Here is a 26,856-nt window from a genome sequence, read left to right as displayed (position 1 = left end):
AATCTTTATAGGTGCTCTCTTGAAAAAAGTCACTGAATCCAAAATTGGATTCAGTGAAAATCGCCCTATAGGAATCCATGTCACGCAATAAATGCCCATGAGTTTTCCCTATCATCTGTGCCGCCTCTCCACTATCGAGCACTAGCGTTGATTCTGACAGATTCCGGATAGTATAGCAAGAGATTACACTATCTGATATAATGGATTCATCAGATGGGTAACCTCTGGTTAATAGTAATAACGTTTATGCTTGGTCGTACGGCGTTATTGCTATTTTTTGTGCTTTTGCATACATCAAATCAATGCCTTGCTTAATTACCTCCGCTTTTGTCAATCCGAAAACCTTGCAAGAGTATCCATTTTACTTTGGTTATTATCAGAAATTCGGATTTCCATACGTGATCGTTTAAGATCAACTGTTAGTCTTCCTGTTCTCGGGGATATTTTCAACTCCCTCTATTTTGTCCGTACTTAAATGATGTATTATGTATGTTTAAAAGTCAAGAGGATTAGGAAAATTTTCTTTTTCTCTTGCAGAATTTTCCGAAAAGCATTATAATATGAACAAATAGTGAACTATCGGGGAGGGAGATTTATGAAGTGTCCAAAATGTGGGGCGGAAACAGAAAACGGAAAATTTTGTTTGAACTGTGGAGCTGCTATCACAACATCGCAAACTGCTAATATTGCAACACCAATTAATAACAACATATCATCCAATCAAATTCAGCAGCAATTAGATATACAACGTGAACAATTGCGTATACAACAAGCTCAACTAAATTTGCAAGTGCAAAACGAGGCAAAAAAAATAATCTGTCCACGATGCCGCAGTAATAATGTAACTGTACAAGCTGTCGCTGAACAAAAAAGCGTGGTTGTTTAATGTCCATCGTATGGATTGTTTTAGCTTGCTGTACATTAGGATTAATTATTTTAATACCTCTTTTGACTCGCAAGGGTAGCAAGACCAAAACATATGCTATTTGTCAATCTTGTGGACATCGATGGAAAGTATAAATAGTCTCCGCGCCCTTCCTATAGGGGCGCGGTTTTTATTCTTCCAATAACTTCTTCAATCGTTCCTGCTCGGCCAATTTCTCCACTATGTATTGCTATTTCAAGTCCACTTGTTGCTTGTGATCCCGGTAAAATTTCTGTTCCCATTTTTCAAGTTTTCCCTGACGAAGCTTATCGTGAATGAAAACCGCCGTAGAAAGTTGTCCTTCTTCTATAGCGTCGGACCACGCGATAAATGTCCACCAGTGACAAAAGGGCAGGGCGCGTACTTCACGCCCCGCCACCTTATTTACATCCGCCACAATCATGTTGTGATCCTGTTCCCAATCAAGAAGTTTTGGCCGCGGGCGGGTGTCCGTCTCTTCTTCACCACAATTGATAAAGCGCATCATCCAAAAAATAGCCTTTTGATAATCCTTTCGCGGCATATCCGCAAACTCTTCATAGAAAAGCGCCATTGCGACGTATAGGCACGTTTGTTCACTCTCTTCCTGATTGCTCAGACAGGTAATACTATCAAGAATATCCCGGTAATCCGCATTGATTTGATACGTCTTACCGCCAATCTCCACAAATTCCGGTAAATCCCACCCGGCCATTTCTTTGCGCGGCGCTGCTCTCGGTTGATCTTTACAGCAGTTGCCACTTTTGCGTTAGCATCGGACTGATGTTGACGAATGCTATCCTCAATGATAGGTTGTAATACGGCAAGTAGATTGGTTACAAAAGGAAGTACCTTTCAGAAAAGAACGTGAACTCATCCTTGTACTCACTCTCAATAGTTTAACTATATCACACTTTAAGTATCAATTACGATCAACTCTTTCAATGCCTTTCCGTGAAGGGAACAAGTCCATTGATAGGTGTAGTTTCATGTGCACGGTTATTTGTTTCCACGTTTCTCCGAGTATGCGCCTGTCTAATACTTCTTTCAGAGTTCCGTCCTGAACCGTTTGAATCGCTTCTTCCACCCGCTGTTTGGTTTTCAATATCTCGTTAATTTTAGTGTTTATTTGCCCTTCTAAGGCGATAATTTTTACAAAAGCTTAATTCTATTTGATTCTCTCTTTCTCGGCCTCCTGTGGGCTCTTGAGATAAAACAAGCGTTACTTTGGTTGCCAACGCCCGCCATCGTGACAACTCCTCGCACAAACGGTCAATCTCTCTATCCGCTTCTTTGTAGTGCTCTAAATATGCTTTTTTCTCCTGGCTTGTCAAAAGGCCTCTCTCCTCGCTCATCGCTTCACATCCTCCCACATATAATCTAGGAATAACACCATCCCATTGGATTTCACACGACACGGGTGTAAATCTCCACCAGTCACATATTTTCGTCCATAAATTGCTTTCATAATCGCGCCAGACGTCCCACGGCAGGAAGAAAAAGTGCTCTTTTATTCCAACGCATACCGCGGTAGCCGCACCCATTCCAGCGTGATCTTTAAGCGTAGCCATCTGCTCTTGTGTCAGGACGTTCCAGTTCATCCGGTCTGTGGCCGTATATTTGGCCCCAAACTTGATAGTCCGGTGCCGCAGCGGCGGTGAACCTCCTAGTGAACATTCCCTCACCATTCTTCTGCACCACACGAAACGGCTCCGGAAATTTATCAATCTTTGCGCGCCGCTGTGCCTTGTAATGTCTACATGCCATCTTGATTTCCTCTTCAAACACATGCCCCGTGCATTATTCACTGTGTTTTGCCATACGCGGCGGACCTGCTGTGGATCGTGCTGCAATCTTCTTGTCTCTTCCTTTCTGGACAGCCGGTTGAATTTGAAGCATCCGATAAAATTGATAGGGGAAACGCCGTTCTCTACGGAATCCGGGTCTATGTAATAGCCTTTTATGGGTTTTGGTTCTTCTCGCCATTCCTTGGTGTTCACTTCTTCAACCTTTGTTCCTCCAATCGGTCCCCAATGATCCGACGACCAGCGTAATCCAGTGCAGAAATAAACAGTGACCATGCCGCAACGGGATTATCTTCATCGCAGGCCTTGAGCGCTTTCTCAACTGCGCTATTTATGATTTCCTGCAATTCCTACCGTTTCACTTTCCTTTCCCCCTCTCCTATTTCAAGAGAGTATTCGGCGTTGTATGTAACGCCGCTGCAATGATGGAAAGCTCCTGATCCGTTACCCTACGGCTCTGCCCCTCTAACTTCGAAAGGTCGGTTGCAGAGATTTCATTCCACGAAGCTGTAGCATTGCCATAAATTCCATCTGTTTCCAACCGGCTGCTTTTCGAAGGTCTGCTACACGGGTTCCTACGATATTCCGGTCACCCAACGGGTAAATGCACGGTCTCACACCTTTACCTCCTTGACATTTTCCTCTCTCTGCGGTACACTAAGCGCGTGAAGAATTATCCCTTTGCCGCTGTCAGAAGTGCCCCTTCTGGCGGCGGCTTTCTTTTTTATCAGTATCATTCCGGTTTTCTTCCTTTTAAAATTTCTGGCGGTCGATCGCTCCATCTGTGATGTGCCTTTGCTGCTATCGTCCGTACGATCATCATCCAATACGGCCAGCGTCGCCAACATCAGAATCAGCGTCATCTATGGGTGTGCCATCATCCATTCCAGCATTCGGCTTTCCTCCTTCCATTGAAATCACAAAAGACGCGGTTCCCAAGACGTTTTGAAACTCTTTGGCCACTTCTTCTGCACTTGGGTACACCTTACCGAGCTGATCCGCATACCGGCATATGATACAGATCAAAATAGGCGCTGAAGCCTCTTTCACGGGGTTGATTGCCCCAGCGATATTTTCAGATACCGCCACCAATAAGCGATCCCGTTTTCGAAAAAAAAACTCATCCTCCTGCTCTACGGCTTGCGAAAATTCGTCCATCAATGTGTCTCATGTTAATCTTCTTCGATTTGTATTCTCCTTGCGTGTGGCATAAGTGGGCCACTCAACCTTTATCTCTACTTCCGCCCCTAATCGTTCACTTTCCAGTTTCGACAACGCCCGCTCGAAGTTCTCTCGCGTTCGCGCCACCAGCTCCGGCGTTGCGTCTATGTAGTAGACTCGCACAATGGGTGTTCCTGTATCTCCGCGGGCATATGCCATATGAATCACCTCCTAGAATGGGTATGGGATTCGTGGATTGTCCTATGCCCGGTTTTCGCCGCCGTTGGCCGGTTTTTATTATGCTGAAGCGTTTGTCGATATGTATAATTTTTCCCTTTTCTTTATATGCGTATTTTTGTGTAACGTCATTTGGATTTATGTGTAATAATGTAAATAAAGAAAGAAAGGGAGAACGAAGATGGAACGTTGGAAGGTAATCAACACTTTAAAAGCCGGGAGCTTTAGCTAGTAATGTATAGTGGAAACCATGATATATATTTCAACCCAGCTACCAAAATCACTATTCCAGTTAAACGTCATATAGAAATTGACAATACAGCAGCAAAAAAGTTATTAAGACAGGTGGGGCTTCGATAAGCCCCTTGCTTGTCAAAAATGTTTAAGGAGGCTTTATCGTACGTTGTTTATATACAGCAGTTTTTAGTCCTCATGGGGACGGTGGATATATTACCTCCGTCCCAGATATTCCTGGATGTATCACAGGTGGAGTTACTCTAGACGAAGCGGTGAGCATGGTATGCAACGTGATGGCAGGCTGCCTGTGTGTCCTGGAAGATCAGCACGTAGAAATCCCCTCTGCATGCGCTCCATAGAATATTCCCATAGAATCAGATGTGAATGTACGTGCTTGGATTGATGTAGATACAATCAAATACCGAGCAGAAACGGATAATCGCATTGTACGAAAAAACATGTCTATTCCGTTCTGGCTAAATGCACAGGCAGAGCGCGAAGGGATCAACTTTTCCCAAACCTTGCAGGCTGCTCTGAAAAACGCTTTGGGAATTACGCAGGAGCATTAAAGTGAGTTCTTACGTAATGAATTTAATCTATCCAGCTTATTTCTGTCCCTACAAGCAGAACAAAGGTGGTTATACAGTGGAAGTCTCAGACCTTCCCGTATGCGTGAGCGAAGGGGATTCTCTGGCAGATCTATTCTAATGGCTACGGATGCAGTTTCCGGATGGGTTCTCGGTGGACTGGAAGATGGCAAAGACGTACCCAAAGTAAGCCCAATAGAGAGCCTCCGTTCTAAACCCGGTGATTTCGTCAACATTCTCGTTTTGGACATGGATGCCTACACGGAAAATATGATAAAAAGCGGTTCGAAAAAATCTTACAAATCTCGCATGGCTCAATATTTTTGCAGAAAAGAACCATATCAATTTTTCGCAGGTGCTTCAGAATTCTCTAACCACCATTTATCAGTAACAACAAAAAGCCTAAACGTCTGCTTTAGTTCCTTTAATTGAAAACAAAACCTCCGATACTATGAAAGAATGGTTGTCATTTTTTGCCCAGTTCGTTCTGTAAAAACGAAATCCATATCCGCTCAAATTCCATAGCACCATTAGCCTTAAAAACCTCTGTGGCGATTCCCTCAATTGAGAGTGTCGGATCAGAGGTCTCTTTTTTCTTAAAATAAATCCTTCTAATTTCACCGTCAAAAACCCATCCAAAAGAGCAGCCACACGAGTTCCGTCTGAAATGATCATTCACTTCAGAAACTCCATCGTTATCATCTCCTTCCTACTTTGGCTTCCTCCTCCGCCTTGGGGCGGCCTTTTTATGCTGTTTTTGTCTCTCCTATCACCGTACAAACTAATAAATGATTTGGAATAATGCCAAGTACTTCGCGGGCTCTAAACATTTCATTCGCATCGAGTTTTCTTCTTTTACTCGTTATGTCATATAATTGTTGTAGAGTTAAGTTCGTCTCTTGAGCCACCACATTCTTTTTGATTTTAATTTTGTTTATTTTTGAATGAATATTATCTCAAATATAAAATATTTTTATTGTTTTTTGCTTATTTTTCGATCTTTCTATATATTAATATCGATATATTCAGTATGTATTTACTGATTTCCTCCGTTTTTGCATTGACTTTTTGATAACGGCAGCATACTCTAAAAGCCAAAAGATGATAACGTGACAAGAGAAGAGAGCGCAAGTATTACCAAATCCATGCGCATAAATTCGGGGCTTACCCAAAAGCAAATTGCAGAAAAACTTGGCAAAAAGCAGCAAACTATCGCATCTTGGGAATCCGGGCAATCGCAGCCTGATGCAAACACTCTATTTGCTTTTTGCTCTCTGTGCGGCACTACTGTCGATATTGCCTTCAGTTTTACACAACAAAAAACTCCCCCACCCCGGCAGAACCGGAAGTAGGGGATTCGGATTATGATGCATTAGATGGATACGGCCTGTCCCAACGTGATTATGATTTAGTCTACACGTTTTTGGTGGATCTGGGCGTATTGAGCAAAGGACAGGATATTACCCGTGACCAAATCGGGATCTTGTCCGGGGTCTTGCGGATTCTCCGTTCCACGTTCTCTCCGTCTGATGTAGGGAGCAAGAAAGACAAGGCGGTCTGATATTGCCGGTTGTTTGCTGTAAGCCTCCCGGATCGCTTGTTTCACATTTTCGGGACAATGATACAATTTTTTCATAAAACTATCTCCATTCCCTGGGCCTGTCTGCCCTTTATCTATATAGGGCCAGTGTAAATGGAAAATCGTTCCATGATGACAACATTTTTCACTTTAAGATTTATTTGTTCTATTTCGACAAAATTTTATATGAGAATATATGCAATTCATGGATATAAAATCTTTTAAATAGAAGATCAATATTTCTTTTTATAATTGTACCGATATGAAATATCAATAAATAAAATAGAAGAGTAAGGAGGTGAATCCTTTGCGCTATGGAGAGTATCTTCGAAAATCCCGGATGGACGATCCCCACGAACCGCTGGAAGAAACGTTACGGAGACATCGGGAAATTTTAAAGAAGTTTGCCGTTGAGCACAACATTCCAATTGCAGAGAAAGACATCTATGAGGAAGTGGTTTCCGGCGACAGCCTTTATGCACGCCCGCAAATGTTGCGGCTTCTGGAAGACGTCGCCGCTGGAAAATTCGACGGAATTCTGTGTATGGATATTCAGCGCCTGGGCCGCGGTTCCATGAGCGACCAGGGCATTATATTGGAGGCGTTCAAATCATCCGGTACAAAGATCATCACGCCGGTCAAAACATACGATCTCAATGACGAGAGCGACGAGACATACACGGAATTCGAGGCGTTCATGGGCCGTCAGGAACTCAAAATGATTAAACGCCGCTTGCGGCGCGGTCTAAAGAAGACCATCGAGGATGGCGGCTACGTAGCGAACGCTCCATATGGCTATGACAAAACCAAAATCGGAAAACGTCCCACGCTCAAGATCAACGAGGAAGAAGCAAAGTTTGTCCGATTGATGTTTGACCTGTATGCAAACAAAAGCATGGGGTGCCAGCAGATCGCGGATGTGATGAATGGCATGGGAGCAAAACCACACCGTGCTGCACAGTTCGGCCGGACTGCCATTCGCCAAATACTTACTTCCCCTGTCTATCTTGGCAAAATCGTATGGGACCGAGTGACCTATATTCATCCAGGCATGCAAGGTAGTACAAAACACGGCAAAATCTATAACCCGAAGGAATCCTGGACAGTGGTTGATGGCCTCCATCCAGCGATTATCGACGAGGATACGTTTTGTCGTGTTCAAGAGATTTTTGCCAATCGCTACCATTCCCCCAGTTTTAAGGGATATGTGGAAAACCCTCTCGCTGGTCTAGTGATCTGTAGTAATTGTGGTGCAGCCATGCAGCGCCAGATGTGTAAGGGCGGACCCATTTTGCTCTGTCAAAAACGTGGATGTATCGTTTCAAGCCGTTTGGCTTTGGTCGAGCAAGAAGTATTGCGCAGGCTCCGTGAAGAAATCGGAAACCTTTCTGCGATGCAGGCAGTTCCCGTTGATGAAGATGATCACGCAGAAGAAGTCTTGAAATCCATTGAGCGAGAGATCCGCACAGCAAAGCAACAGGACAGCCGGCTACATGATCTTTTGGAACAGGGAGTCTACGACGCCGATACCTTTTTGGCAAGGCATCAAATCTTATTGGAGCGCATTGAGAAGCTGAAAGACTCTAAGCTTCCATTTCTGCAACCGAAAAAGCAACTCAATATTCCGGCCATGCAGATGCGAATTCAAGATGTCCTGGATCACTACCCAAACGCTTCCGGGGCTGCTAAAAATGAAATGTTGAAGTCTGTGATCGAGCACATAGACTATCGCAAACGAAAGGGAGCTAAACCCGCAGAATTTGAACTCGACATTTACTTTTTACCCCTTTATGTCGCTACATAAAGCCGCTCCGGGCGGACAAATAAGAATATCTCTATATCTATAGAAAGGTTGGTCTTATGATAAAGACTGTCTGGAAGATCTTCGTGTTTACTTCACACCCGACAAGCACGACTTGATCGAACAAGCAACCAATGTACGTATTCGCAATGTGGAGGTCATCACCGTCTATTTGGATCTGGAGCCTGTTCCTTTTAACAAGGGGTTCTATTCAATTGACATGACCTTCTTCTTCAATGTCTGCCTGGATGTATATTCCCTGCCAACTGGCGGCCCAGTTATTGTCAGTGGTATCTCTGTATTCAATAAAAAGGTCATCCTGTTTGGCAGCGAAGGAAATGTCAAAATGTTCAGTTCGGATCTGAACTGCGATGATGTGGATACGCAGCTCACCAGCGGTCGGGTTCTGCCCAAGGCCACTGTGCAAGTTGCAGAACCGATCGGCCTTTCTGCGCGTATTTGTGATCGTCCGATGGGATGTTGCGATACCTGTTGCCGGATTCCGGACAGCATCTGCCAGCGTTTTGGCGGCCAGTTTGAGACCAACACCTGCCGCAATGTCTATGTCACAATCGGTGTCTTCACCATTGTGCAAATCGTACGTAATGTTCAGATGTTAATCCCTGCCTATGACTTCTGCATTCCAGAGAAAGAATGCGTTACAACCAGTGATAATCCGTGCGATATGTTCCGCCGCATTGAATTTCCTACGGACGAATTCTTCCCGCCAAAGGTGGGCGAATCCGGATGCGGTTGTGATTGTCGCAACCGTAAATCTAGTTGTACGGATTAAACCTTTCCTTTTACTTCGATCATCGCGGCATAAAACACGAGCCTGTGGAGTCCTATTTTCCACAGGCTCGTGTTTTACCCTTTCAGTTCGAGATTCAATAAATAAAAGTATTTTGTCCTAACAACTCCCCCTTCGAAAAAACAGTAGCTCCAAAAATCCCAGACTCTATTTGGGATAGAGTCCGGGATTTTCTCCTTTACGATTTAATTCATTATAAATTTTTAATTGTTTTCCGATACATTCTTGCAAACATGAAGATACTGGCCAACAGAGAGGCGACTTCTGCAATCGGAAAAGCATACCAGATGGGTGGCAAACCGATCTGGGACAATAAAAACGCCGCAGGCAGTAAAACGACCAACTGTCTGAGTACAGAGACGATCAAGCTGCTTACACCATGCCCAACCGCCTGGAACAATGTGGAAAACAAGATCCCCAGTGCCGCTGGAAGGAAACTCAAACTAATAATTCGTAGAGCAGGGACACCAATCCCTAACATGTTTTCAGAAGCATTGAAGATCAAAAGCAACTGGTCAGGAACTGCCCAGAACAAAATCATACCACAAGCCATAATGACCAGAGCAATAACGCTGCCAATCTTCAGAGCAGACACCAATCGTTCTCTGTTACGTGCGCCATAGTTATAGCCCATAATCGGCATTAGCCCCTGTGTCAAACCAAAAACCGGCATAAAGACAAAAGATTGTAGTTTAAAATAGATACCAAAAAAGGCTACTGCTGTCTCGGTAAACACAATCAAAATTGCATTCATACCCATAACCATTACCGAGCCGATCGACTGCATGATGATGGCGGGGAATCCGACCGCATAGATATTCCGGATGGTGTTCCAACGAAGTTTGAAACCGCGGAAGGAAATTTTCACATCATGATCCTTGCAAAAGAGCACAATGGCCGCCACAATCATGGACAAAATTTGCCCCGCTACCGTAGCAACCGCTGCGCCTGCAACGCCCATCTTTGGCATTCCAAGCATGCCAAAGATAAAAATTGGATCTAAAATGATATTGGTAACTGCGCCAATCAATTGGAAGATCATGGGATAAACCATGTTGCCTGTTGCCTGCAAAGTTTTCTCAATATTGACTTCTACACAGACGCCCATAGAAAAGATACACACAATTCCCATATACTGCGTGCCCATTTCCACTACTTCCGGCGTGCTGGTGAATGCGCTGATAAACGCATGAGAGAAAAACAGGCCGAAGAGTGCAAATAAAATCCAGTTTACTACTCCCAACAATAGGCCGTGAGTTGCCGCATGATCGGCCTCTTCCCGATGTCCTTCCCCTAAGCGGCGTGAAATCAGGGAATTGATTCCCACACCAGTGCCAACCGCAACCGCGATCAACAAGTTCTGAATGGGAAATACAAGTGATACCGCTGTCAAAGCGTTTTCACTCAACTTTGCAACGAAATAACTGTCCACTACATTATACAGTGCCTGAACCAGCATGGAGAACATTGCTGGCAAAGACATGGACAGAATCAGCGGGAACATAGGGGCTGTTCCCATTTTGTTTTGTTCAAATTGTTTTGTTGCTTCTTGCATGCATTCACCCTTTTTCATATCAATTCAAGTTGCCGTCTTCCCTAGCTTAACTTTGTTAAACGAGCAAAATTCGCCATCAATTTTTTGGTGCCAACCTGTTCAAATGCAATCTCCAATAGATTGTCATTTCCCATAGGCGTTACGGATAAAATGCATCCTTCCCCAAATGTACGATGGGACACACGGTCGCCAGCCCGCAAAGGTTCCGATGGAGCATGTCCTTGCTCCAGACTGGAAGGCCCAAAGTGCCGGGCTGCATTGGTTGAAACCACACGCGCTTCATAGGCCGACGTAGGCAACACCATACCAGGTTTCGGCTTTTTCCATTCCCTTGTTCTCGAACGTTCAATCAATTCTTCGGGAATTTCAGCGATAAACCGGGAGGGTTTATTCCGGGAGGTACTGCCAAAAATCATACGGCTTTCCGCATTGAGGATATAAAGCTCTTCCCGGGCACGCGTGATTGCCACATAAGCCAAACGGCGTTCTTCCTCGATCTCGTTCGGATTATAAATCGCCTGTAAACCCGGAAATATTCCCTCTTCAAAGCCCGGAAGAAACACCACAGGAAATTCCAAGCCTTTTGCAGAATGCATCGTCATCATGACAACGGAGTCGGCTGTTTCATCAAAATTATCGATGTCCGTCATCAAAGACACTTCTTCCAGGAACCCGGAGAGGCTGGCTTCTTCTCCATTGTCCTCCTCATATTTAATAATATTGGAGGATAACTCGTTGATATTATCGATTCGATCCTGCGCATCGTCATTTTCTGCCGCCTTCAAAGCCTCGATGTAGTTTGTTTTGCTCAGAATCAGATGGTACAGATCATTTAAGCTGACATCTGGATCATTGGAGGCATCGATCAAGGACTGCATCAACTCTGCAAACTGTAAAAGCTTCGGCGCCGTGCGTTTAAGCGGCTCGTAGGTATCCGCATGACAAATTACATCAAACAGCGACTCTCCCAGGGTGTTTGCAATCTCCGACGCTTGTGCAATCGTCTTATCGCCAATGGAGCGCTTTGGCTGATTGATGATGCGGCGCAGCCGCATCTCATCCGCAGGATTGTTGATTACGCTCAAGTAAGCAATCATATCGCGGATTTCTTTGCGCTCATAGAAACGCAGTCCGCCAATGATGCGATACGGAATCCCAGACTTTACAAACATCTTCTCCAAAATGTTCGACTGGGAGTTCATCCGATATAAAATCGCATAATCGGAATACTTTCTTCCGTCAGCTACGCCTTCCAAAATCTTTTTGGCAACATAATCGGCCTCATCTTGTTCGCTATATCCTGTATGTACAGCGATTTTGGAACCCTCTGGATTCTCCGTCCATAGAGTTTTTCCCTTTCTCTCAGTGTTGTTTGAAATCACCGCGTTCGCCGCATCCAAAATATTCTGCGTAGACCGATAGTTCTGTTCCAAGCGAATCACAGCCGCTCGAGGGAACGTCTTTTCGAAACTCATGATATTCTCAATGGTTGCGCCGCGGAATTTATAAATGCTCTGATCGTCATCGCCCACAACACAAAGATTCTGATACTTCTGCGCCAACAACTTGACGAATACATATTGCGCATGATTCGTGTCCTGATATTCGTCAACCATAATATAACGGAACTTCTCCTGATACTCATGCAATACATCCGGGCATTCTTCAAACAACCGAACTGTATTACAAATCAAATCATCAAAGTCCATAGCATCCGCTTCTTTAAGGCGGTCTTGATAGAGCTTATACGCTTGTGCGATCAAAATCAACCGATTATCCCGTCCGGCCTGCTGTTCATACTCCTTCGGAGAGATCAGATTATCCTTTGCGTGGGAAATCGCTGACAAAATGGACTTGTAGGACAAAACTTTATCATCAATATTGAGTGCCTTCTGACAATCCTTAATCAACCGGCGAGAATCGTCTGTATCGTAAATGGTGAAATGACTTGTATACCCAAGACGTTCCCCGTTGCGGCGCAACATACGTGCACATGTTGAATGGAAGGTAGACGCCCAAATATCTCCCCCCATTGGTCCCAGCATAGCCTCTAAACGATTCTTCAGTTCCCCTGCCGCCTTATTGGTAAAAGTAATCGCCAAAATCTGCCAAGGGCGGCAAGCATTTGCCGACAACCTATCTCGAATAGAATCCGGAAGGGGGACGGTTCCTTGGGATGCCGCCTGTAGAACATCCAACTCGTCCTGTGTAAAGTCATAGGGCACCACTGTACTGTGATAGGCACTGCCCCAACGAATTAAATTGGCAATCCGGTTTACAAGAACCGTTGTCTTTCCACTACCTGCTCCAGCCAAAATCAGGAGGGGCCCATCCATATGAAAGACTGCCTGCTTTTGTTGGTCATTCATACGGGAAAACTCCCGCTCCATCATAACTTTTCTCAATCCTATGATCGTATTCGCCGTCTGTTCGTTCATTTTTCTGCTCCTAACCACAAATCAGCGGAACGGAAATACGCTCCTCAATTAAATACCCGCACGCTGTTAGAGTGTGCGGGTATGTTCGTTCAACAAATATTCAGTTTTCTGACCCAATCAGCCCAGAATACTGATCAACACGCCAGCCGCAACCGCAGATCCGATAACACCGGCTACGTTCGGGCCCATAGCATGCATCAACAGGAAGTTGCCCGGATTTTCCTCCTGGCCAACCTTCTGGCTCACACGCGCTGCCATCGGGACAGCAGAAACACCTGCGGAACCGATCAACGGGTTAACCTTACCCTTTGTAAAGAAGTACATCAACTTACCAAACAGAACACCGCCGGCCGTGCCAAAGCAGAACGCCAACAGGCCGAGAATAACAATACCGATGGTCTGGGGGCTCAAGAAAACTTCGCCCTTTGCTGTTGCGCCAACGGTGACGCCAAGGAAAATCGTGATGATGTTCATCAACTCGTTCTGTGCCGTATTGGAAATACGATTTACAACACCACTCTCACGCATCAAGTTGCCCAACATCAACATGCCAACCAGCGGGGCCGCATCCGGCAACAACAGAGAGATCAAAATGGTTACAATAATTGGGAACAAAATCTTCTCCAGCTTGGAAACCGGACGGAGCTGCTCCATCACAACCGAGCGCTCCTTCTTGGTAGTCAAAGCCTTCATAATCGGAGGCTGAATAATCGGCACCAAGGCCATGTACGAATAAGCTGCAACAGCGATTGGTCCTAATAGCTGTGGCGCCAACTTTGATGTAACAAAGATTGCGGTCGGGCCGTCAGCACCACCGATAATTGCAATCGAACCAGCTTCCTGTGCCGTAAAAGAAAGATTCGGAATGCCGAGATTTCCGATAAAAATTGCACCAATAAAGGTAACGAAAATGCCCAACTGAGCAGCTGCGCCAAGTAAAAAGCTCTTTGGATTGGCGATCAGCGGACCAAAGTCGGTCATTGCACCAATCCCCAAGAAGATCAACGGCGGATAAATCCCCAACTTAACGCCTAAATATAAGTAATAGAATAGGCCTCCATTCGCCGCATCCGTCGGTTCAGCCATAATGGGGGGATACAGGTTTACCATCATCATACCGAAAGCGATCGGCAAAAGAAGAAGCGGTTCAAACTCTCTCTTGATTGCCAAATACAACAGTACACATGCAATGCCAATCATAATGTAGTTGCGCCAATCATTGGTCGCAAAGCCGGAGCTTTTGAAAATATCCACGATGGAATTCAAAAATTCATTGATAATCTCCACTGAAAATGTCAGCCCTTTCTTTATTCAATTTGTAGCAGACAAGCCAGCCTGTCCACTGCGGAGTGATGGATGCGTTCGTACAAAGTATGTTTTTAGAAGGGGCGTGTATTTTCCAGCCTTCCTGCTTCACCCCAAAGGGAACGCGGATTGGCGGCAGCACGCTTGACGGAACGGATTCTCGACGCAGAAACGCCATACGTCATATAGACGGCCGCTGCAATCGCTGCAACGACTTCCCCAGAAATCCCCTCTTCCACCTCAATGGGAGCAGGGGCTGGTGCTGGAGCCGGCGTTGGAGCAGCTTCCACTTTGGGCTTATTGCTTTCCCTCCGCTTTTTGGTTGTGTTGTAAATCACTGAACCATAGATTTTAATGACAATCGTCAGAAAAATCAGCATTGCGAATACAACAACCAAGCCGGTCAACAGTACCGTCAATGAGAGTAAAACTTCATTTTGTGGATCCATTTGAATTTCCCCATTCTTCCTAAGATATTATGTGATATGGCCGATCTAAGAACAAACCGTCCAAAAGAGTTCCTGTAAAACTTCGCAAATCCAAGTACAGCTGCTGCAATAAGCAAAATACGGGGGATTTCAAAAAAATACCCGTATGAAGACTTATCAAACAACAAAACCTAAATTCTACGTTATTTCCACAAGGCACTCTAAAATCAAATTAACAACGATTCATATTATAACCGATAACAAGACCAATTTCAATGAATTTTTGGTATAAAATAGGTTTTCTTTTTCGATATTTGCCGTGGAGTCATTGCACAAAAGTCCGCGACGAATTATAATAGAAACAACCAATACCCACGTTTCATGGGAGGGATCGGTATGACGAATGAAGAATTCCGGCGTTCCTTTAAAGTCCCGTATCATAACAACTTGGGCATGGCTGTATACAGTTGTGGTGTACAGCGCTGTGCAGCAGGCCACAGCTGGGGGCCTGCGATTCGTGACCACTATTTAATTCATTATATCGTTTCTGGACGCGGCGTTTTTTCTGTAAAAGGAAATGAGTACAATCTTTCCGTAGGCGATGGATTCTTAGTGGTTCCCTCCTGTGTGGCTTCTTACGCAGCAGATACGCAGGACCCATGGGAATACTGCTGGGTGGGTTTTAACGGGAGCGACGCCAAACTTTTAGTGGAACAAACTGGGTTGAGCGAGGAAACTCCCATTTTTCACTGCGAACACGACGGGAAGCTCGAAAGCTTGTTGACCGACATTTGCAATGTATCCGGTTCCACGCCCTCCGCTGAGGCTCGCATGTTGGGAGGACTGTATCTTTTCATGGCGGAGCTGATCGACCATTTGGGAGATTCTTCTACACAGCGGACGACCGGCTACGAATACGTCCAAAAGGCAATTAAGTTTATTGACTACAACTATTCGCGGGATATTGATATTGAGGATGTAGCGGACAGCGCGGGGATCAGCCGCAGTCATTTGTACCGCATCTTCATGCAGCACGTCTCCATGCCGCCAAATGAATATCTTATGCGTTACCGAATGAATAAGGCGGCGGCGCTTCTCAAGGCGGGTAACCTCTCGGTTGGCGAGGTGGCTTATTCCACTGGATTTTCGGACCAGCTGTATTTTTCCCGCGTTTTTAAACGGCACATGGGCGTCCCACCAAGCCGTTATCTAAATCAGAAAAAGAAAGAGGCCCCTTCTAAAAGTGGGGACCCGTCCCCCACAGAGGGATTTCCACGGGAATGATTGTTTTTTTAATGTATAGTTTTTCTCTTTGGAAAGGAGTTTTTTATGAGCGAAGCTGTCGAAAAAATCGGCGAATGGGCGAACCGGACACAGGAATATCGCCCGGTTGCCTGGGATCGTCTGCCGGAGATCTATTTATATATGGATCAGGTCCTCACATATATGAACAAGCAGTTAGAACCACTAACACGTACGGAGGATGCTGCCCCGCTGACTTCCAGTATGATAAACAACTATGTCAAGGATGGGGTCCTTCCCCGGCCGGAACAAAAGAAATATTCGCGGGAACATCTGGCGATGCTGACTATGATCTGTATGCTCAAACCTGTATTGACCATTCCAGATATCGACATGTTGCTCAAGGGGCTTTTGGAGGACAACAGCAGCGCTAATATGTACGAACGATTTTGCGGCGCGCAAAGCACGGCTTTACAGGATGTATGTAAGCGTGTTGCTGCCGCATTGCCGGAGGGAGAAGCAGCGCTTTCCCGATTGGCAATCGAACTTTCTATTGAAGCAGAGGCTCGCCGAACGGCAGCCGAACGGATTTTAAGCGAATTGGAAGCGGCGCAACGAGAAAAAGAGCATTGATGCCCGTTTTCATCGTTCGTATAACTTTGACTATAAAAAGCCTTACAATCAATGGATATAAAAGAACGACAGCGGATGTTCTCCTGGTAGGACATCCGGCTGTCGTTCTTTTTATCAGGAAAACGCTTCTATACGCGGAACAGAGTATCCCCATTCCTAAGTCCCTCCTACAAAACCATTTCCTCTGTTCTGATTCCGGGTATTTTCTAAGAAATTCCGTTTGAGAAAGCATTTTCTGCATTAAAGGCAACCCGTTTTTCTCTTCCTATTCGTCCCGCAGAAGCAATTCCACTGGGCAGTGGTCGCTCCCCATCACTTCTGCATGGATCTCACTAGCCTGAAGCCGCTCTTGCAATCGATTCGAGATCAAGAAATAGTCGATACGCCACCCTGCGTTCTTTTCCCGGGCGTGAAACATATAACTCCACCATGTGTAGGCCCCTGTAGCATCTGGATGTAGGAAACGAAACGTGTCTGTAAAACCACTGTTTAAAAGCTCCGTCATCTTTCCACGCTCTTGGTCCGAAAAACCTGCATTTCCACGATTGGTCTTCGGATTTTTTAAGTCAATCTCCTCATGCGCCACATTCATATCCCCACAAATGACTACCGGCTTTTTTTCGTCCAACCCCTTGACATAAGCCCGGAAAGCATCTTCCCACGCCATTCGGTAATCGATTCGCGCTAACTCGCGCTGCGCATTCGGCGTATACACCGTCACCAGATAAAAATCCGGAAATTCCAACGTGATCGCTCGCCCTTCTCCTTCGTGCTCCTCGGCGCCAATTCCATACCGCACAGAAACCGGCTCCATCCGCGTAAATACCGCTGTTCCGGAATAACCTTTTTTTAGGGCGGAATTCCAGAACTGCTGGTATCCGGGCAAAATCAATTCCGCTTGCTCTGGTTGCATCTTTGTTTCTTGGATACAGAATACATCCGCATCCACTGTTTGGAAATAATCCATAAACCCCTTATTCAAACAAGCTCGAAGGCCGTTGACGTTCCAAGAAATCAACTTCAAATTGCATCTTCCCTTTCTAAGACAAATAAAAAATTCTCTTTCTACTGGGCCATGCTGTACTATAAATATCAACCGCTGTTCTTTTGATCGATCAATGGACCGTAACCGTACAGGACGCCTCTTTGCCGGCGACCGTTGCGGTAATGGTTGCCTGCCCCTTTTTCTTTCCAGACACAGTGGCCGAACTGTAGTCCTTACCAAGAACCTTATGATCACTCACACTCGCGACCGAAGGGGCGCTGCTGCTCCATCTTACAGAATGCCCGGCAATCCCTAGCACGTCCGCAACAAGCTCCAGATCCTCTCCAGCCGCAATCTGCGCCTGGGTAGGCTCGATCGTAATGTCCACTTCTCCCAGTTCCGCCGTAAAGGTGACCTCGTCCTGATTTCCGCTATTGTCCGTAACTTTCAATGTAATATCATAGGAAGGTTTCGAAAAGTACTTGCGGTCAAAGGACTGCATCCCTTCCGTCGAATTTCTCATGGGGCATTCGGCGGACATACCATCGATTTCCAATGTGGCGTCTTGAAATGCGACATTGGTTGTAAAAGAAACTGAAAAAGCGCTCTGTAAGACAGAAGCATCTTGATAGGCCTTTTCCACACGGTATGCCAAAATCTCAATCGGATCTTCCTGCACAACAACCGAAAAAGACGTCTCTTTTTGGCCGTAATATACTCGGATTGCTTGGGTCCCAGCTGTTTCAAGTTTCATAGGCGTACATGTAAAGCCACTTTTGACAATACTTGTCGCCCCATTGCTATAAGTAGCCAACAAGGCGAAGCCCGATAAATCCAGCCGGTCACCGACTGAATAAATCGTCTTCTCCGGCAAGGACTGTATATCAATTCTCACCAGATAAGGCGGTTCATCCGGCTGCGACGAAGGGGTTGAGGAAGAGATGCTACTGCTGCTGGATTCCGGTATTTTGCTGGAACTCGAGGAAACCTCCGGCCAAACAACATCTGATTTCGACGCCGTTGAAGTCGTAGGAGGTTCAACCTGTGGAACGGATGGTTCTTCCTCCTGAACATAGGAGGAATTTGCCTGATGTATCGGAGGCGTCCAAGGTTTCGAAGAAACAGGCGCGAAAGAGGATTCCGTGGAAGAAACCGGTACATTCGGCCTTGATACTGGCGCCGAATGTACCTGGCTGCCTGAAGAAACGGAGTGATTCTCCGCAGGAAGCAGCCCTTGCGAGTTCCGTTCTCGAACAATCACATCGCAATGAGAAGATAGATTTAAAACGCCGACCTTGACGGTTACCACAGCAGAACCCGTTTCCCTTGCAGTGAGGATTCCTTCATCATTCACCGCTACAATACGGTCATCGCTGCTCTCCCACTCCAATATGGGCGGAATCGCATTCTCAGGAAAAATATCCACAGATAAAGGGAACATATCTCCCACATATAATTCCACGCGGCGTTGCTGTAATTCTATGCGGTTGGCGTCCACCCCCTCCGGGTATTGATCTGCGTCGTATACGGTACAGTTTACCTGTGCCGGTTCGCTCCAGAAGCACAGGAATTTGCTCTGTGCGACAACCGCCGTATTTTTCGTCAGGGTAATGGGGCCTTCATAACGATTCCCTTCCTGTTGTGGAAGATGTTCTCCATTTAACGTATAGTAGATTTCTACATATGGATCTGCTTCAATTTGTATTTCGTAAGGGCTAGGATGGGAAAACTCGCAGTCCGAGGGAAAAAAGTATGGCTGTGGGATAGGAATATTATAAGAAAAAAGAAAGCCGACGATCGCAATGAAACCACTTAACAAACTGCCCGTAAGTTCCATATGCATCTGCTTGCGATAAAGCTTTGCTTCCTCCTCCGATTCCGATCCCGTTCGATTGCACGTATATGTTTGGATTCTTTCTTTCAGCCGTATGAGCCTAATTGCGAAAACAATACTGACCAGCGTACATAGAATCCACAAGATCGAACAAAGCAACTTCCCAACAATTTGCATAAACCCTTCCCTGTCCTTTAAAAGCCCGCTAAAGTGTGAATCATAACCATACAGTTATGAAACATGCAAGAAATCCGTTTCGACCCTTAGCATATCGTTCCCCTTTTTCTATCCCCTTTGGCGAAAGGAACGCCAACGGCTTTTTTTACTTGTGTAACACAACGGAAACCGTTTTTCAGACGACGTTTGCGCCGAACGTATTGCCCTTGGCTATATCCGCCCCAGCCACTAAATAGCCGCGATACATCTGCCCGATCCATTCTGGCCGCTGTAGATTCCAAAGTTCTGGCAGTTCGCCGGCCCTCTGATTTCCTCCCAATAGCCGCCACAAAGGGAATATTTAAGCCCTTTTTCACGCCTTCCATATGAAATAATTATACCACAACAGCATAAAAAGAGAAATCCCTTTTCAATTGGCTGATGGAAACCTCCAAAATCCGTTTCTTCGCCTTGATGATTCTGAAGAAGCACGGTATAATGAAATAAAACGCAATCGTACAAATGGTCAATGGAAGGAGATAGGTGTATATGAAAAATCCGATCATTACAATCAAAACGAATGAAGGTGCCATCCAGGCAGAACTCTACCCAGAAATAGCTCCAAATACCGTAAATAATTTTCTTTCCCTCGCTGGCAGGGGATTTTACAATGGTACCATTTTTCACCGCGTCATCCCTGGGTTTATGATCCAAGGCGGTGATCCGCAAGGAACCGGCATGGGTGGTCCTGGATATAGCATCAAAGGCGAATTTTCTGGAAATGGATTCCCGAATCCTTTGAAGCATACACGTGGAGTCCTCTCGATGGCGCGGGCCATGAATCCCAATTCTGCCGGCTCGCAATTTTTCATTATGGTGGAGGATGCTCCGCATTTGGATGGGCAATACGCAGCGTTCGGCAAGGTGATCTCCGGTATGGAGGAAGCAGACCGCATCGTCAGCGTCAGCCGGGACTACAGCGACCGCCCTTACGAGGAACAGACCATCCAGTCGATCACAGTTGAAACCTTTGGGGAGGTCTACCCAGAGCCAGAAAAGCTCTAAAAGCAAAATTTTCACTTTCTGAATCGTTGCAAATGGATTGTAGACAAAAACATATCCTGAATCCATGTAGGATTTAGGATATGTTTCCCTTTTAAGCCGTATTTTTCTGTGTCTACCTCATCTACACCATTTTCGTTGTGTACCAAGGAGGTTCTATGCCTGTATTTAAAAAATTTGTCAAATATTATAAACCCTATCGATTTGTCTTTTGGATGGACATGTTCTGCGCACTGATCGTCAGCGTTGTCGACCTGGCGTTTCCTCAGATTTTGAATTGGGCTACAAGAGATCTTTTTACCCATGGCGCGCAGGCCATCTATCGGATTCTTCCCTGGATGGCAGGCGGCCTGCTGGCGATGTACATTCTTCGCTTTTTAGGGCGGTATTATATCACCTACCAAGGGCATGTGATGGGCGCCCGGATGGAAAGCGATATGCGGCAGGATCTATTCGACCACTTTCAGCGCCTGTCGTTCTCATACTACGACCGCAACAATACGGGCGAAATGATGAGCAAGCTGGTATCCGACTTATTCGATATTTCGGAACTGGCTCACCACGGTCCAGAGAATATCTTTATTTCCTTATTAAAGATTGTTGGGTCCTTTGCGCTGCTACTCTGGATCAATGTGCCTATGACCTTGATTTTGGCTGCGGTTACACTCATCATGCTGCTATTTTGCATCGACCAAAATAAAAAAATGCGTGCAGTGTTTATGGATAACCGCCGGAAAATCGCCGGTGTCAACGCACGTGTACAGGATAGTTTGGCTGGTATTCGCGTGGTGAAGTCCTTTGCCAATGAGGATTTGGAGCGGCAAAAATTTGAAAAGAGCAATCTTCAATTCTTGGATTCCAAAGAGCGGAATTACCGCCGAATGGGTAGTTACCACGCAGGAAATAACCTATTCCAGGGGATTTTGTTTACTACAGTGCTTGTTTCCGGCGGCTTTTTTGTTGCGCGAGGCGATATATTGGTGACAGATTTAGCCGTTTACGCTCTGTACATCAATATTTTTATCAATCCGATCGACGTGCTCATCGAATTCACAGAGATGTTCCAAAAGGGATATTCTGGATTCAAGCGTTTCTTAGAGGTTGTGGAAACACAACCAGAAATCATTGACGCACCGGACGCACAAGAGCTTGCACATGTACATGGGGAAATCGATTATCAGAATGTCTCTTTCCGCTACGATGATTCCGGCAATGTGCTGAATCACGTTGACATTCATATCCGTGCAGGGGAAACCGTTGCTTTAGTCGGGCCATCCGGTGGAGGAAAAACCACGCTTTGTTCCCTTTTGCCCCGTTTCTACGACGTGACAGGGGGATCTGTATCAATCGACGGCAAAGATGTGCGCAGCCTGACTTTGAAGAGTTTGCGAAGTGCCATCGGGATTGTCCAGCAGGACGTCTATATGTTTGGAGGAACCATTCGGGATAATATCGCTTACGGAAAACCAAATGCAAGCATGGAAGAAATTATACAAGCCGCTAAAAATGCCAACATCCATGAGTTTATCACCAGCCTTCCGGATGGTTACGATACCGATGTCGGAGAGCGCGGAACGCGTCTTTCCGGTGGACAAAAACAACGCCTTTCCATCGCGCGGGTATTTTTAAAGAATCCAAAAATATTGATTCTGGATGAAGCGACTTCTGCCCTCGACAATGAAAGCGAGCAACACATCCAAAAAAGCTTGGAAAAGCTTGCAAAAGACCGCACCACCATTGTCATCGCCCATCGCCTTTCTACAATCCGCAACGCCGACGAAATTTTAGTTTTAGACGACGATGGGATTCAAGAGCGCGGCAACCATAAAACCCTTCTCGCTAAAGGCGGCCTTTACGCAAAATACTATAATATGCAGTTTGAAGGTTTGGAAGATAAATAACATCTAGTATCCTTAAAAAGGGAGGGTGTCCCAAAAATCCTGAAATGATGGAAGGATACCCTCCCTTTTTTAGAAACGCAGATATTTTTCCAAACAGAAAGAGGGTGCCCCTTTCCTATGAATCCAAAGACTCGTAGTTTGGGGGCACCCTCTTTTCTTATTGGTATTCCCTGCGGTTAGGATGTAAGACTCGGAGATGGGCCTACAAACAGTTTTGATCTCTATCGATATTCTATCAGAAAAGCGCCCTACATGGCAGCTATATAACTGCCATGTAGGGCGCTTTATCAGGTTTATCCAATGTTTGCACGACTGCATGATCGAAACATCACCAGCAAACAAACGCTTCGACCGGATCGGAATAGATCGTAGAACGCAAGCCTTTATACGAGCAATTCCTCAAATCGTGATGATTCCAAACGCATTCAGTACCGAACTGACCAAAATCGCCACGATAAAAATGGGGGCTACATATTTAATCATCACATTGAATAGCTTTTCTCTCTTGAACTTGGAAGAAATTTTCACCTCGTCCACAACCACCTTGGTTTTGATTACATATCCAACAAAGATGCAAGTCAGGAACGCCACAATCGGCATCAGAACACTGTTGCTGATAAAGTCGAAGAAATCCAAGATGGACATACCCAACGGCTTGATGAAATCCCAAGCGCCAAATCCAAGGGAAGACGGAATTCCAATGAGCACCATGCCGATAAACACAATCAGGCAGGTCATGCGGCGATTCCAGTGGAACTTATCCTGCAAAATCGAGACGACCGTTTCCATCAGGGAGATGGAAGAGGTCAGAGCTGCAAACAGCACCAACAAGAAGAACGCTGAACCGATCACGCCCCCCATCGGCATACTGTTGAATACCTTGGGAAGTGTAATGAACATCAAGCTAGGGCCAGCGCTCAACTGTGCCTGATCCCCACCCGAGAATACGAAAACAGCCGGGACAATCATCAAGCCTGCCATAAAGGCAATTCCTGTATCGAAAAGCTCAATTTGGCCTACCGATTTTTCCAGATCTGCGTCCTTTTTCATGTAAGAACCATAGGTAATCATAATGCCCATGGCCAGCGACATAGAATAGAACAACTGCCCCAATGCTGCAAGCACTGTCGTTGAAGAGAATTTGCTGAAATCCGGAAGGAGATAATACTTGACACCCTCCATCGCTCCGGGCATACAAATGGTGTACACACAAACGACGATGGACAGGACCACCAAGATCGGCATCAGAATTTTGCTGACCTTCTCGACACCTTTTTCAACGCCGAGTAGCACAACAACCGCCGTAGCAGCCACATAAATGAGGAACCAAACAATCGGCTGTGCGGTCTGCGCTGTAAAACTCGAAAAATAGGTATCCCCCGCGGCGGCAGTCCCCTGGCCGCTTAAAAATGCTGCAAAGTATTTGATTACCCATCCGCCGATCACGCAATAATACGGCAGAATAATCATCGGCACCAAAGAGGTTAAATTCCCAATAAATGAGTATTTTTTGTTTAAAGCCCGATATGCTCCAACCGCACTCAATCCTGTCTTTCGCCCCAATGCAATTTCAGCGATCATCAACGAAAATCCAAAGGTAACCGCCAAAATCACATAAATCAAGAGGAAAATTCCTCCGCCATATTTTGCTGCCAAATATGGAAACCGCCAGATATTTCCCAAGCCAACAGCGGACCCCGCTGCCGCCAATACAAAGCCAATCCTCCCGGAAAAGCTGCTCCTATTCTTTTCCACAAAATACCCTCCTATTTCAATTTACTTCCTTGTCTAGCGATCGGAAGTGCGTAGGATTTTATTATGCCATACTCTGTACAAATTTTCAACAAGAAAGGTAAAATAATATACTATTTTGTCCTTTATTTTGTTCAGATTTATTTTTCGTTTTCATTTCGAAAATCAATAAGCATTTTATATAGAGAAATAGCCGTTTTTCACTCCATTCCGGGCATAGTAGGAACCCCTCTCTTCCTTTTGCCTGTCCCTCTGTCGCGTTTGTCCCTCGCACAACAAAGTTTTGATGAAATAAACGAACAGACTCCCAAACCTTTCATCTGGTCCCTTTTGCAATCTGATCGAAAAAACTTGCCACATTCTTAGATAGAGCATGTAAAAAAGCCTACATGAAAACCCATGGATTTTCATGTAGGCTTTTTTATGTCCTTTTACTTTTTCAGATATGCAATAAAATGCGCCCCCGGTCCGGTATGGGTTCCGATCACGCTGCCCACCGGGCTGGTGCAAAGACGGACATGAGGAAGTTTTTCCTGAATAAATTTTTGAAAGGGAGCCAATGTCTCCTGATCGCCCGCATATCCCAAATAGACAGGATAACTTGTATCTACACCGCCGTTCTTGTCGATCAGGCCGATCATATCCTCCAAAGCGCGCTGCATGCCGCGCGGTTTGCCCTGTACTGCGACCACGCCGTCTTCCAACCCGATCAATGGTTTAATTCCCATCAGTGTCCCTGCAAACGCCGCCGTTTTGGTCAAACGGCCACCTTTTTTTAAATATTCCAGCGTATCTGCCGCAATATGCAGGCAAACCCGCTCCTTTGCAGCCTCAAGCGCCTCTACAATCTCCTTTGCGGATTTTCCTTCTTCCTTCATAGAAACCGCTATATCAATCAACAGATGCAAGCCTATGGTCGCATTCAAGCTATCCACAATAAACACGTTATCCGCGTCGCACTGTTCTTTGGCCACAGCAGCACTTTGTACAGTACCGCTCAACTTGCTGGAGATTGGCACAACAATGACTTCATCCCCCGCTTCCTTAGCCTCTTTAAAATACTTCAAAAAGGCCTCCGGAGCCGGCTGGCTTGTATGGGGAAGTTCGTTGCATACAGTCAGTTTCTGATAGAATTCATCCGGCGTGAGGGTGACACCGTCCAAATATTCCCCATCCTCAAATACAACCTTGAGTGGGACAATGGTGATCCCCATCTTTTCGCCCTGTACCTGCGAAATATCCGATGTGGAGTCCGTAATAATTCGAATAGCCATAATAAATACCCACCTTTTTAATAATCCTCCTAAAAGATTCATCCATCTTTTAGAGAAACGATTTATCCACATAAAAGCCGAAAGATCGAAATGATAATAGACCTTTCCGCTTGGGATTCCCAAAATACAATCCTTTGTGATTCTACATCAGTTCATCGGACATAATCTGCAAAACATGCTCAAACTGTTTGACTTCTTCTGGAGAAAAACGTTTACGAATCTTCTCCATAACCTCTTGGATATAGCAGTCGTTCACGCGATAATAATCCAAGAATTTTTGTGTGACCTCTAAATGGTATTCCCGTTTATCTGATGCCGAATTGACCTTATTGATATACCCTTTTTTCACCAAAGAATTGATTTTATACGTAGCGTTTGGTTGCGAGATGTTGACAAAATCGGCAAATTCTCGAATCGTAGGCCCCTGCATCGCATAGATCACCTCGACTGAAAAAGCCTCTGTCGCGCTCAACCGGTTATTGCATTCACTCACCGTGCGGAAAATATTTTTATAAAAATTCAGTTTAAATTTCATATAGATCTCATTAAAGGTTTTTTCCAACATGGCGATCCTCCTCATGGACATCCATCGTAAAAGTGCAACGATGTTTCCTGCAAACCTACAAGATACCATCCTGATCGCATATAATTAAAAAATTTTAAGTAATATTTTACCATAGATCATTGGTTTGTCAATAGAAGTATCATAAGCTTGGCGACAAGCTACAAAAACCCATGGTTCTTTTCCTGGATTTTACGCCTTTTTGATTTCATCCTTTCTACTCAAGACGCGAATGATAACCGTTTCATTCGGGGAAGTCTTCTGCTCGCTGCACATCGAATACAGGATTTTTATGGAAGAATTTCCTTGTCCTTATAGAAAAAATCAAATAAAGTCAAACCTATTGGCTAAGCCGGAAGCATAAAAAGAGGGTGCCCCAAAAGTCATGAAATGACGGAAGGAGCCCCCGTTTTTTTTAGGAATTCAGATGTTTTTCCAAACAGAAAGAGGATACCCCTTTCCTATGAATCGAAAAATTCGTAGTTTTGGGACACCCTCTATTACCGGCAAGCGTCTCAAGACGTGCGGGACTTTATTCCGCTCATATTACTTGCCCTACAGCCCGCAAACGGGCGGTCACCGTTCCAGCGGCAATCTTCTATCATCG

At 45.3% G+C, this 26,856-nt stretch carries 27 protein-coding genes; 11 read left to right on the top strand and 16 right to left on the bottom strand.

Translation table 11 applies throughout. The features are described 5' to 3' along the window. The first annotated feature begins 595 nt into the window (after window positions 1–595). A complete protein-coding gene (locus B9Y59_RS03395) occupies window positions 596–886 on the top strand; it encodes a zinc ribbon domain-containing protein (RefSeq protein ID WP_085531795.1) in 291 nt (96 codons plus the stop codon). Window positions 887–1,115: 229 nt separating this feature from the next. On the opposite strand, the gene B9Y59_RS03390 is transcribed toward B9Y59_RS03395, so the two are convergent. The 5 genes from B9Y59_RS03390 to B9Y59_RS03365 all read right to left on the bottom strand — a co-directional run bounded on the left by B9Y59_RS03390 (window position 1,116) and on the right by B9Y59_RS03365 (window position 4,089). Next, window positions 1,116–1,619: a Gp15 family bacteriophage protein gene (locus B9Y59_RS03390; protein ID WP_085531793.1), complete on the bottom strand. Its 504-nt coding sequence runs from the start codon at window positions 1,617–1,619 to the stop codon at window positions 1,116–1,118. A gap of 403 nt (window positions 1,620–2,022) precedes the next feature. Beyond that, window positions 2,023–2,985 carry a hypothetical protein gene (locus B9Y59_RS15980; protein WP_198945590.1) on the bottom strand — a complete coding sequence of 321 codons (963 nt, stop codon included), beginning with the start codon at window positions 2,983–2,985 and terminating at the stop codon, window positions 2,023–2,025. 189 nt (window positions 2,986–3,174) lie between these two features. Further along, window positions 3,175–3,327: a hypothetical protein gene (locus tag B9Y59_RS16130; protein ID WP_242967231.1), complete on the bottom strand. Its 153-nt coding sequence runs from the start codon at window positions 3,325–3,327 to the stop codon at window positions 3,175–3,177. Window positions 3,328–3,528: 201 nt separating this feature from the next. Then, entirely contained in the window at window positions 3,529–3,867 is a 339-nt protein-coding gene (locus tag B9Y59_RS03370; protein WP_085531791.1) for a helix-turn-helix domain-containing protein, read from the bottom strand. A 9-nt stretch (window positions 3,868–3,876) separates the two neighbouring features. Continuing rightward, a complete protein-coding gene (locus tag B9Y59_RS03365; RefSeq protein ID WP_054323853.1) occupies window positions 3,877–4,089 on the bottom strand; it encodes a hypothetical protein in 213 nt (70 codons plus the stop codon). A gap of 413 nt (window positions 4,090–4,502) precedes the next feature. On the opposite strand from B9Y59_RS03365, the gene B9Y59_RS16730 reads away from it, so the two are divergent. The 4 genes from B9Y59_RS16730 (at window position 4,503) to B9Y59_RS03345 (ending at window position 6,283) form a co-directional block, all read left to right on the top strand. Further along, on the top strand, window positions 4,503–4,703 hold the full coding sequence (locus B9Y59_RS16730; protein ID WP_143255359.1) for a type II toxin-antitoxin system HicB family antitoxin: 201 nt from the start codon (window positions 4,503–4,505) through the stop codon (window positions 4,701–4,703). 211 nt (window positions 4,704–4,914) lie between these two features. Beyond that, window positions 4,915–5,052 carry a type II toxin-antitoxin system HicB family antitoxin gene (locus tag B9Y59_RS16125; RefSeq protein ID WP_242967229.1) on the top strand — a complete coding sequence of 46 codons (138 nt, stop codon included), beginning with the start codon at window positions 4,915–4,917 and terminating at the stop codon, window positions 5,050–5,052. Continuing rightward, window positions 5,052–5,363: a type II toxin-antitoxin system HicB family antitoxin gene (locus B9Y59_RS03355; RefSeq protein ID WP_242967225.1), complete on the top strand. Its 312-nt coding sequence runs from the start codon at window positions 5,052–5,054 to the stop codon at window positions 5,361–5,363. The genes B9Y59_RS16125 and B9Y59_RS03355 overlap by 1 nt, the downstream gene beginning before the upstream one ends. Before the next feature lie 713 nt (window positions 5,364–6,076). Further along, window positions 6,077–6,283 (top strand): helix-turn-helix transcriptional regulator, encoded by a 207-nt coding sequence (locus B9Y59_RS03345; protein WP_085531786.1) that lies wholly within the window; start codon window positions 6,077–6,079, stop codon window positions 6,281–6,283. Between the two features lie 56 nt (window positions 6,284–6,339). On the opposite strand, the gene B9Y59_RS03340 is transcribed toward B9Y59_RS03345, so the two are convergent. Then, on the bottom strand, window positions 6,340–6,567 hold the full coding sequence (locus B9Y59_RS03340; protein ID WP_085531784.1) for a hypothetical protein: 228 nt from the start codon (window positions 6,565–6,567) through the stop codon (window positions 6,340–6,342). A 250-nt stretch (window positions 6,568–6,817) separates the two neighbouring features. Here B9Y59_RS03340 and B9Y59_RS03335 point away from each other — a divergent pair, with 250 nt between their 5' ends. Together B9Y59_RS03335 and B9Y59_RS03330 are read left to right on the top strand one after the other, a co-directional pair. Beyond that, window positions 6,818–8,314 (top strand): recombinase family protein, encoded by a 1,497-nt coding sequence (locus B9Y59_RS03335; RefSeq protein WP_242967223.1) that lies wholly within the window; start codon window positions 6,818–6,820, stop codon window positions 8,312–8,314. A gap of 112 nt (window positions 8,315–8,426) precedes the next feature. Continuing rightward, on the top strand, window positions 8,427–9,104 hold the full coding sequence (locus B9Y59_RS03330; protein WP_054323858.1) for a hypothetical protein: 678 nt from the start codon (window positions 8,427–8,429) through the stop codon (window positions 9,102–9,104). Between the two features lie 211 nt (window positions 9,105–9,315). On the opposite strand, the gene B9Y59_RS03325 is transcribed toward B9Y59_RS03330, so the two are convergent. The 4 genes from B9Y59_RS03325 to B9Y59_RS03310 all read right to left on the bottom strand — a co-directional run bounded on the left by B9Y59_RS03325 (window position 9,316) and on the right by B9Y59_RS03310 (window position 14,869). Further along, window positions 9,316–10,677, bottom strand: a complete 1,362-nt coding sequence (locus B9Y59_RS03325; RefSeq protein ID WP_054323927.1) for an MATE family efflux transporter — start codon at window positions 10,675–10,677, stop codon at window positions 9,316–9,318. 41 nt (window positions 10,678–10,718) lie between these two features. Continuing rightward, the gene (locus B9Y59_RS03320) at window positions 10,719–13,115 is read right to left on the bottom strand and encodes an ATP-dependent helicase (protein ID WP_085531782.1); all 2,397 of its coding nucleotides are present in this window, start codon (window positions 13,113–13,115) and stop codon (window positions 10,719–10,721) included. Window positions 13,116–13,232: 117 nt separating this feature from the next. Then, window positions 13,233–14,402 carry a sodium ion-translocating decarboxylase subunit beta gene (locus B9Y59_RS03315; protein ID WP_054323859.1) on the bottom strand — a complete coding sequence of 390 codons (1,170 nt, stop codon included), beginning with the start codon at window positions 14,400–14,402 and terminating at the stop codon, window positions 13,233–13,235. A 92-nt stretch (window positions 14,403–14,494) separates the two neighbouring features. Beyond that, window positions 14,495–14,869: an OadG family protein gene (locus B9Y59_RS03310; protein WP_085531780.1), complete on the bottom strand. Its 375-nt coding sequence runs from the start codon at window positions 14,867–14,869 to the stop codon at window positions 14,495–14,497. A 375-nt stretch (window positions 14,870–15,244) separates the two neighbouring features. On the opposite strand from B9Y59_RS03310, the gene B9Y59_RS03305 reads away from it, so the two are divergent. Together B9Y59_RS03305 and B9Y59_RS03300 are read left to right on the top strand one after the other, a co-directional pair. Next, window positions 15,245–16,132 carry an AraC family transcriptional regulator gene (locus tag B9Y59_RS03305; RefSeq protein ID WP_054323861.1) on the top strand — a complete coding sequence of 296 codons (888 nt, stop codon included), beginning with the start codon at window positions 15,245–15,247 and terminating at the stop codon, window positions 16,130–16,132. Window positions 16,133–16,177: 45 nt separating this feature from the next. Next, window positions 16,178–16,723 (top strand): DUF1836 domain-containing protein, encoded by a 546-nt coding sequence (locus tag B9Y59_RS03300; RefSeq protein WP_054323862.1) that lies wholly within the window; start codon window positions 16,178–16,180, stop codon window positions 16,721–16,723. Window positions 16,724–16,988: 265 nt separating this feature from the next. Here the strand turns inward: B9Y59_RS03300 and B9Y59_RS03295 are convergent, their stop codons facing one another. From B9Y59_RS03295 to B9Y59_RS16725, 3 genes are all read right to left on the bottom strand, one after another. After that, window positions 16,989–17,747: an exodeoxyribonuclease III gene (locus B9Y59_RS03295; protein WP_085531778.1), complete on the bottom strand. Its 759-nt coding sequence runs from the start codon at window positions 17,745–17,747 to the stop codon at window positions 16,989–16,991. Window positions 17,748–17,838: 91 nt separating this feature from the next. Next, window positions 17,839–19,719, bottom strand: coding sequence for an Ig-like domain-containing protein (locus B9Y59_RS03290; protein WP_085531776.1), 1,881 nt, complete (start codon window positions 19,717–19,719; stop codon window positions 17,839–17,841). Window positions 19,720–19,894: 175 nt separating this feature from the next. Next, complete coding sequence (locus tag B9Y59_RS16725) at window positions 19,895–20,038, bottom strand: homocysteine S-methyltransferase family protein (RefSeq protein ID WP_442856174.1); 144 nt, start codon at window positions 20,036–20,038, stop codon at window positions 19,895–19,897. Between the two features lie 209 nt (window positions 20,039–20,247). On the opposite strand from B9Y59_RS16725, the gene B9Y59_RS03285 reads away from it, so the two are divergent. Continuing rightward, window positions 20,248–20,763: a peptidylprolyl isomerase gene (locus B9Y59_RS03285; protein ID WP_054323865.1), complete on the top strand. Its 516-nt coding sequence runs from the start codon at window positions 20,248–20,250 to the stop codon at window positions 20,761–20,763. A gap of 155 nt (window positions 20,764–20,918) precedes the next feature. Further along, entirely contained in the window at window positions 20,919–22,661 is a 1,743-nt protein-coding gene (locus tag B9Y59_RS03280; protein WP_085531774.1) for an ABC transporter ATP-binding protein, read from the top strand. A gap of 399 nt (window positions 22,662–23,060) precedes the next feature. On the opposite strand, the gene B9Y59_RS03275 is transcribed toward B9Y59_RS03280, so the two are convergent. The 3 genes from B9Y59_RS03275 to B9Y59_RS03265 form a co-directional block, all read right to left on the bottom strand. Next, window positions 23,061–24,416: a sodium-dependent transporter gene (locus B9Y59_RS03275; protein ID WP_054323866.1), complete on the bottom strand. Its 1,356-nt coding sequence runs from the start codon at window positions 24,414–24,416 to the stop codon at window positions 23,061–23,063. A 428-nt stretch (window positions 24,417–24,844) separates the two neighbouring features. Beyond that, the gene (locus B9Y59_RS03270) at window positions 24,845–25,687 is read right to left on the bottom strand and encodes a DegV family protein (RefSeq protein WP_158088933.1); all 843 of its coding nucleotides are present in this window, start codon (window positions 25,685–25,687) and stop codon (window positions 24,845–24,847) included. A gap of 142 nt (window positions 25,688–25,829) precedes the next feature. Further along, complete coding sequence (locus tag B9Y59_RS03265; RefSeq protein ID WP_054323868.1) at window positions 25,830–26,252, bottom strand: MarR family winged helix-turn-helix transcriptional regulator; 423 nt, start codon at window positions 26,250–26,252, stop codon at window positions 25,830–25,832. Between the last annotated feature and the right edge of the window lie 604 nt (window positions 26,253–26,856).

Source organism: Anaeromassilibacillus sp. Marseille-P3371, assembly GCF_900169665.1.
Taxonomy (GTDB): domain Bacteria; phylum Bacillota; class Clostridia; order Oscillospirales; family Acutalibacteraceae; genus Anaeromassilibacillus.
Note: the sequence above shows the minus strand (reverse complement) of the source record. Positions and strands in the feature narration are given on the sequence as shown.

What these genes read in the sequence shown, in the direction of transcription:
- B9Y59_RS03310 (WP_085531780.1), bottom strand. Translation starts at nt 14,869, where the DNA reads ATGGATCCACAAAATGAAGTTTTACTCTCATTGACGGTACTGTTGACC.
- B9Y59_RS03325 (WP_054323927.1), bottom strand. Translation starts at nt 10,677, where the DNA reads ATGCAAGAAGCAACAAAACAATTTGAACAAAACAAAATGGGAACAGCC.
- B9Y59_RS03390 (WP_085531793.1), bottom strand. Translation starts at nt 1,619, where the DNA reads ATGGCCGGGTGGGATTTACCGGAATTTGTGGAGATTGGCGGTAAGACG.
- B9Y59_RS03365 (WP_054323853.1), bottom strand. Translation starts at nt 4,089, where the DNA reads ATGGCATATGCCCGCGGAGATACAGGAACACCCATTGTGCGAGTCTAC.
- B9Y59_RS03290 (WP_085531776.1), bottom strand. Translation starts at nt 19,719, where the DNA reads ATGCAAATTGTTGGGAAGTTGCTTTGTTCGATCTTGTGGATTCTATGT.
- B9Y59_RS03300 (WP_054323862.1), top strand. Translation starts at nt 16,178, where the DNA reads ATGAGCGAAGCTGTCGAAAAAATCGGCGAATGGGCGAACCGGACACAG.
- B9Y59_RS03285 (WP_054323865.1), top strand. Translation starts at nt 20,248, where the DNA reads ATGAAAAATCCGATCATTACAATCAAAACGAATGAAGGTGCCATCCAG.
- B9Y59_RS15980 (WP_198945590.1), bottom strand. Translation starts at nt 2,985, where the DNA reads ATGGTCACTGTTTATTTCTGCACTGGATTACGCTGGTCGTCGGATCAT.
- B9Y59_RS03345 (WP_085531786.1), top strand. Translation starts at nt 6,077, where the DNA reads ATGCGCATAAATTCGGGGCTTACCCAAAAGCAAATTGCAGAAAAACTT.
- B9Y59_RS03305 (WP_054323861.1), top strand. Translation starts at nt 15,245, where the DNA reads ATGACGAATGAAGAATTCCGGCGTTCCTTTAAAGTCCCGTATCATAAC.
- B9Y59_RS03320 (WP_085531782.1), bottom strand. Translation starts at nt 13,115, where the DNA reads ATGAACGAACAGACGGCGAATACGATCATAGGATTGAGAAAAGTTATG.
- B9Y59_RS03355 (WP_242967225.1), top strand. Translation starts at nt 5,052, where the DNA reads ATGGCTACGGATGCAGTTTCCGGATGGGTTCTCGGTGGACTGGAAGAT.
- B9Y59_RS03370 (WP_085531791.1), bottom strand. Translation starts at nt 3,867, where the DNA reads ATGGACGAATTTTCGCAAGCCGTAGAGCAGGAGGATGAGTTTTTTTTT.
- B9Y59_RS03270 (WP_158088933.1), bottom strand. Translation starts at nt 25,687, where the DNA reads ATGGCTATTCGAATTATTACGGACTCCACATCGGATATTTCGCAGGTA.
- B9Y59_RS03395 (WP_085531795.1), top strand. Translation starts at nt 596, where the DNA reads ATGAAGTGTCCAAAATGTGGGGCGGAAACAGAAAACGGAAAATTTTGT.
- B9Y59_RS03280 (WP_085531774.1), top strand. Translation starts at nt 20,919, where the DNA reads ATGCCTGTATTTAAAAAATTTGTCAAATATTATAAACCCTATCGATTT.
- B9Y59_RS03340 (WP_085531784.1), bottom strand. Translation starts at nt 6,567, where the DNA reads ATGAAAAAATTGTATCATTGTCCCGAAAATGTGAAACAAGCGATCCGG.
- B9Y59_RS03265 (WP_054323868.1), bottom strand. Translation starts at nt 26,252, where the DNA reads ATGTTGGAAAAAACCTTTAATGAGATCTATATGAAATTTAAACTGAAT.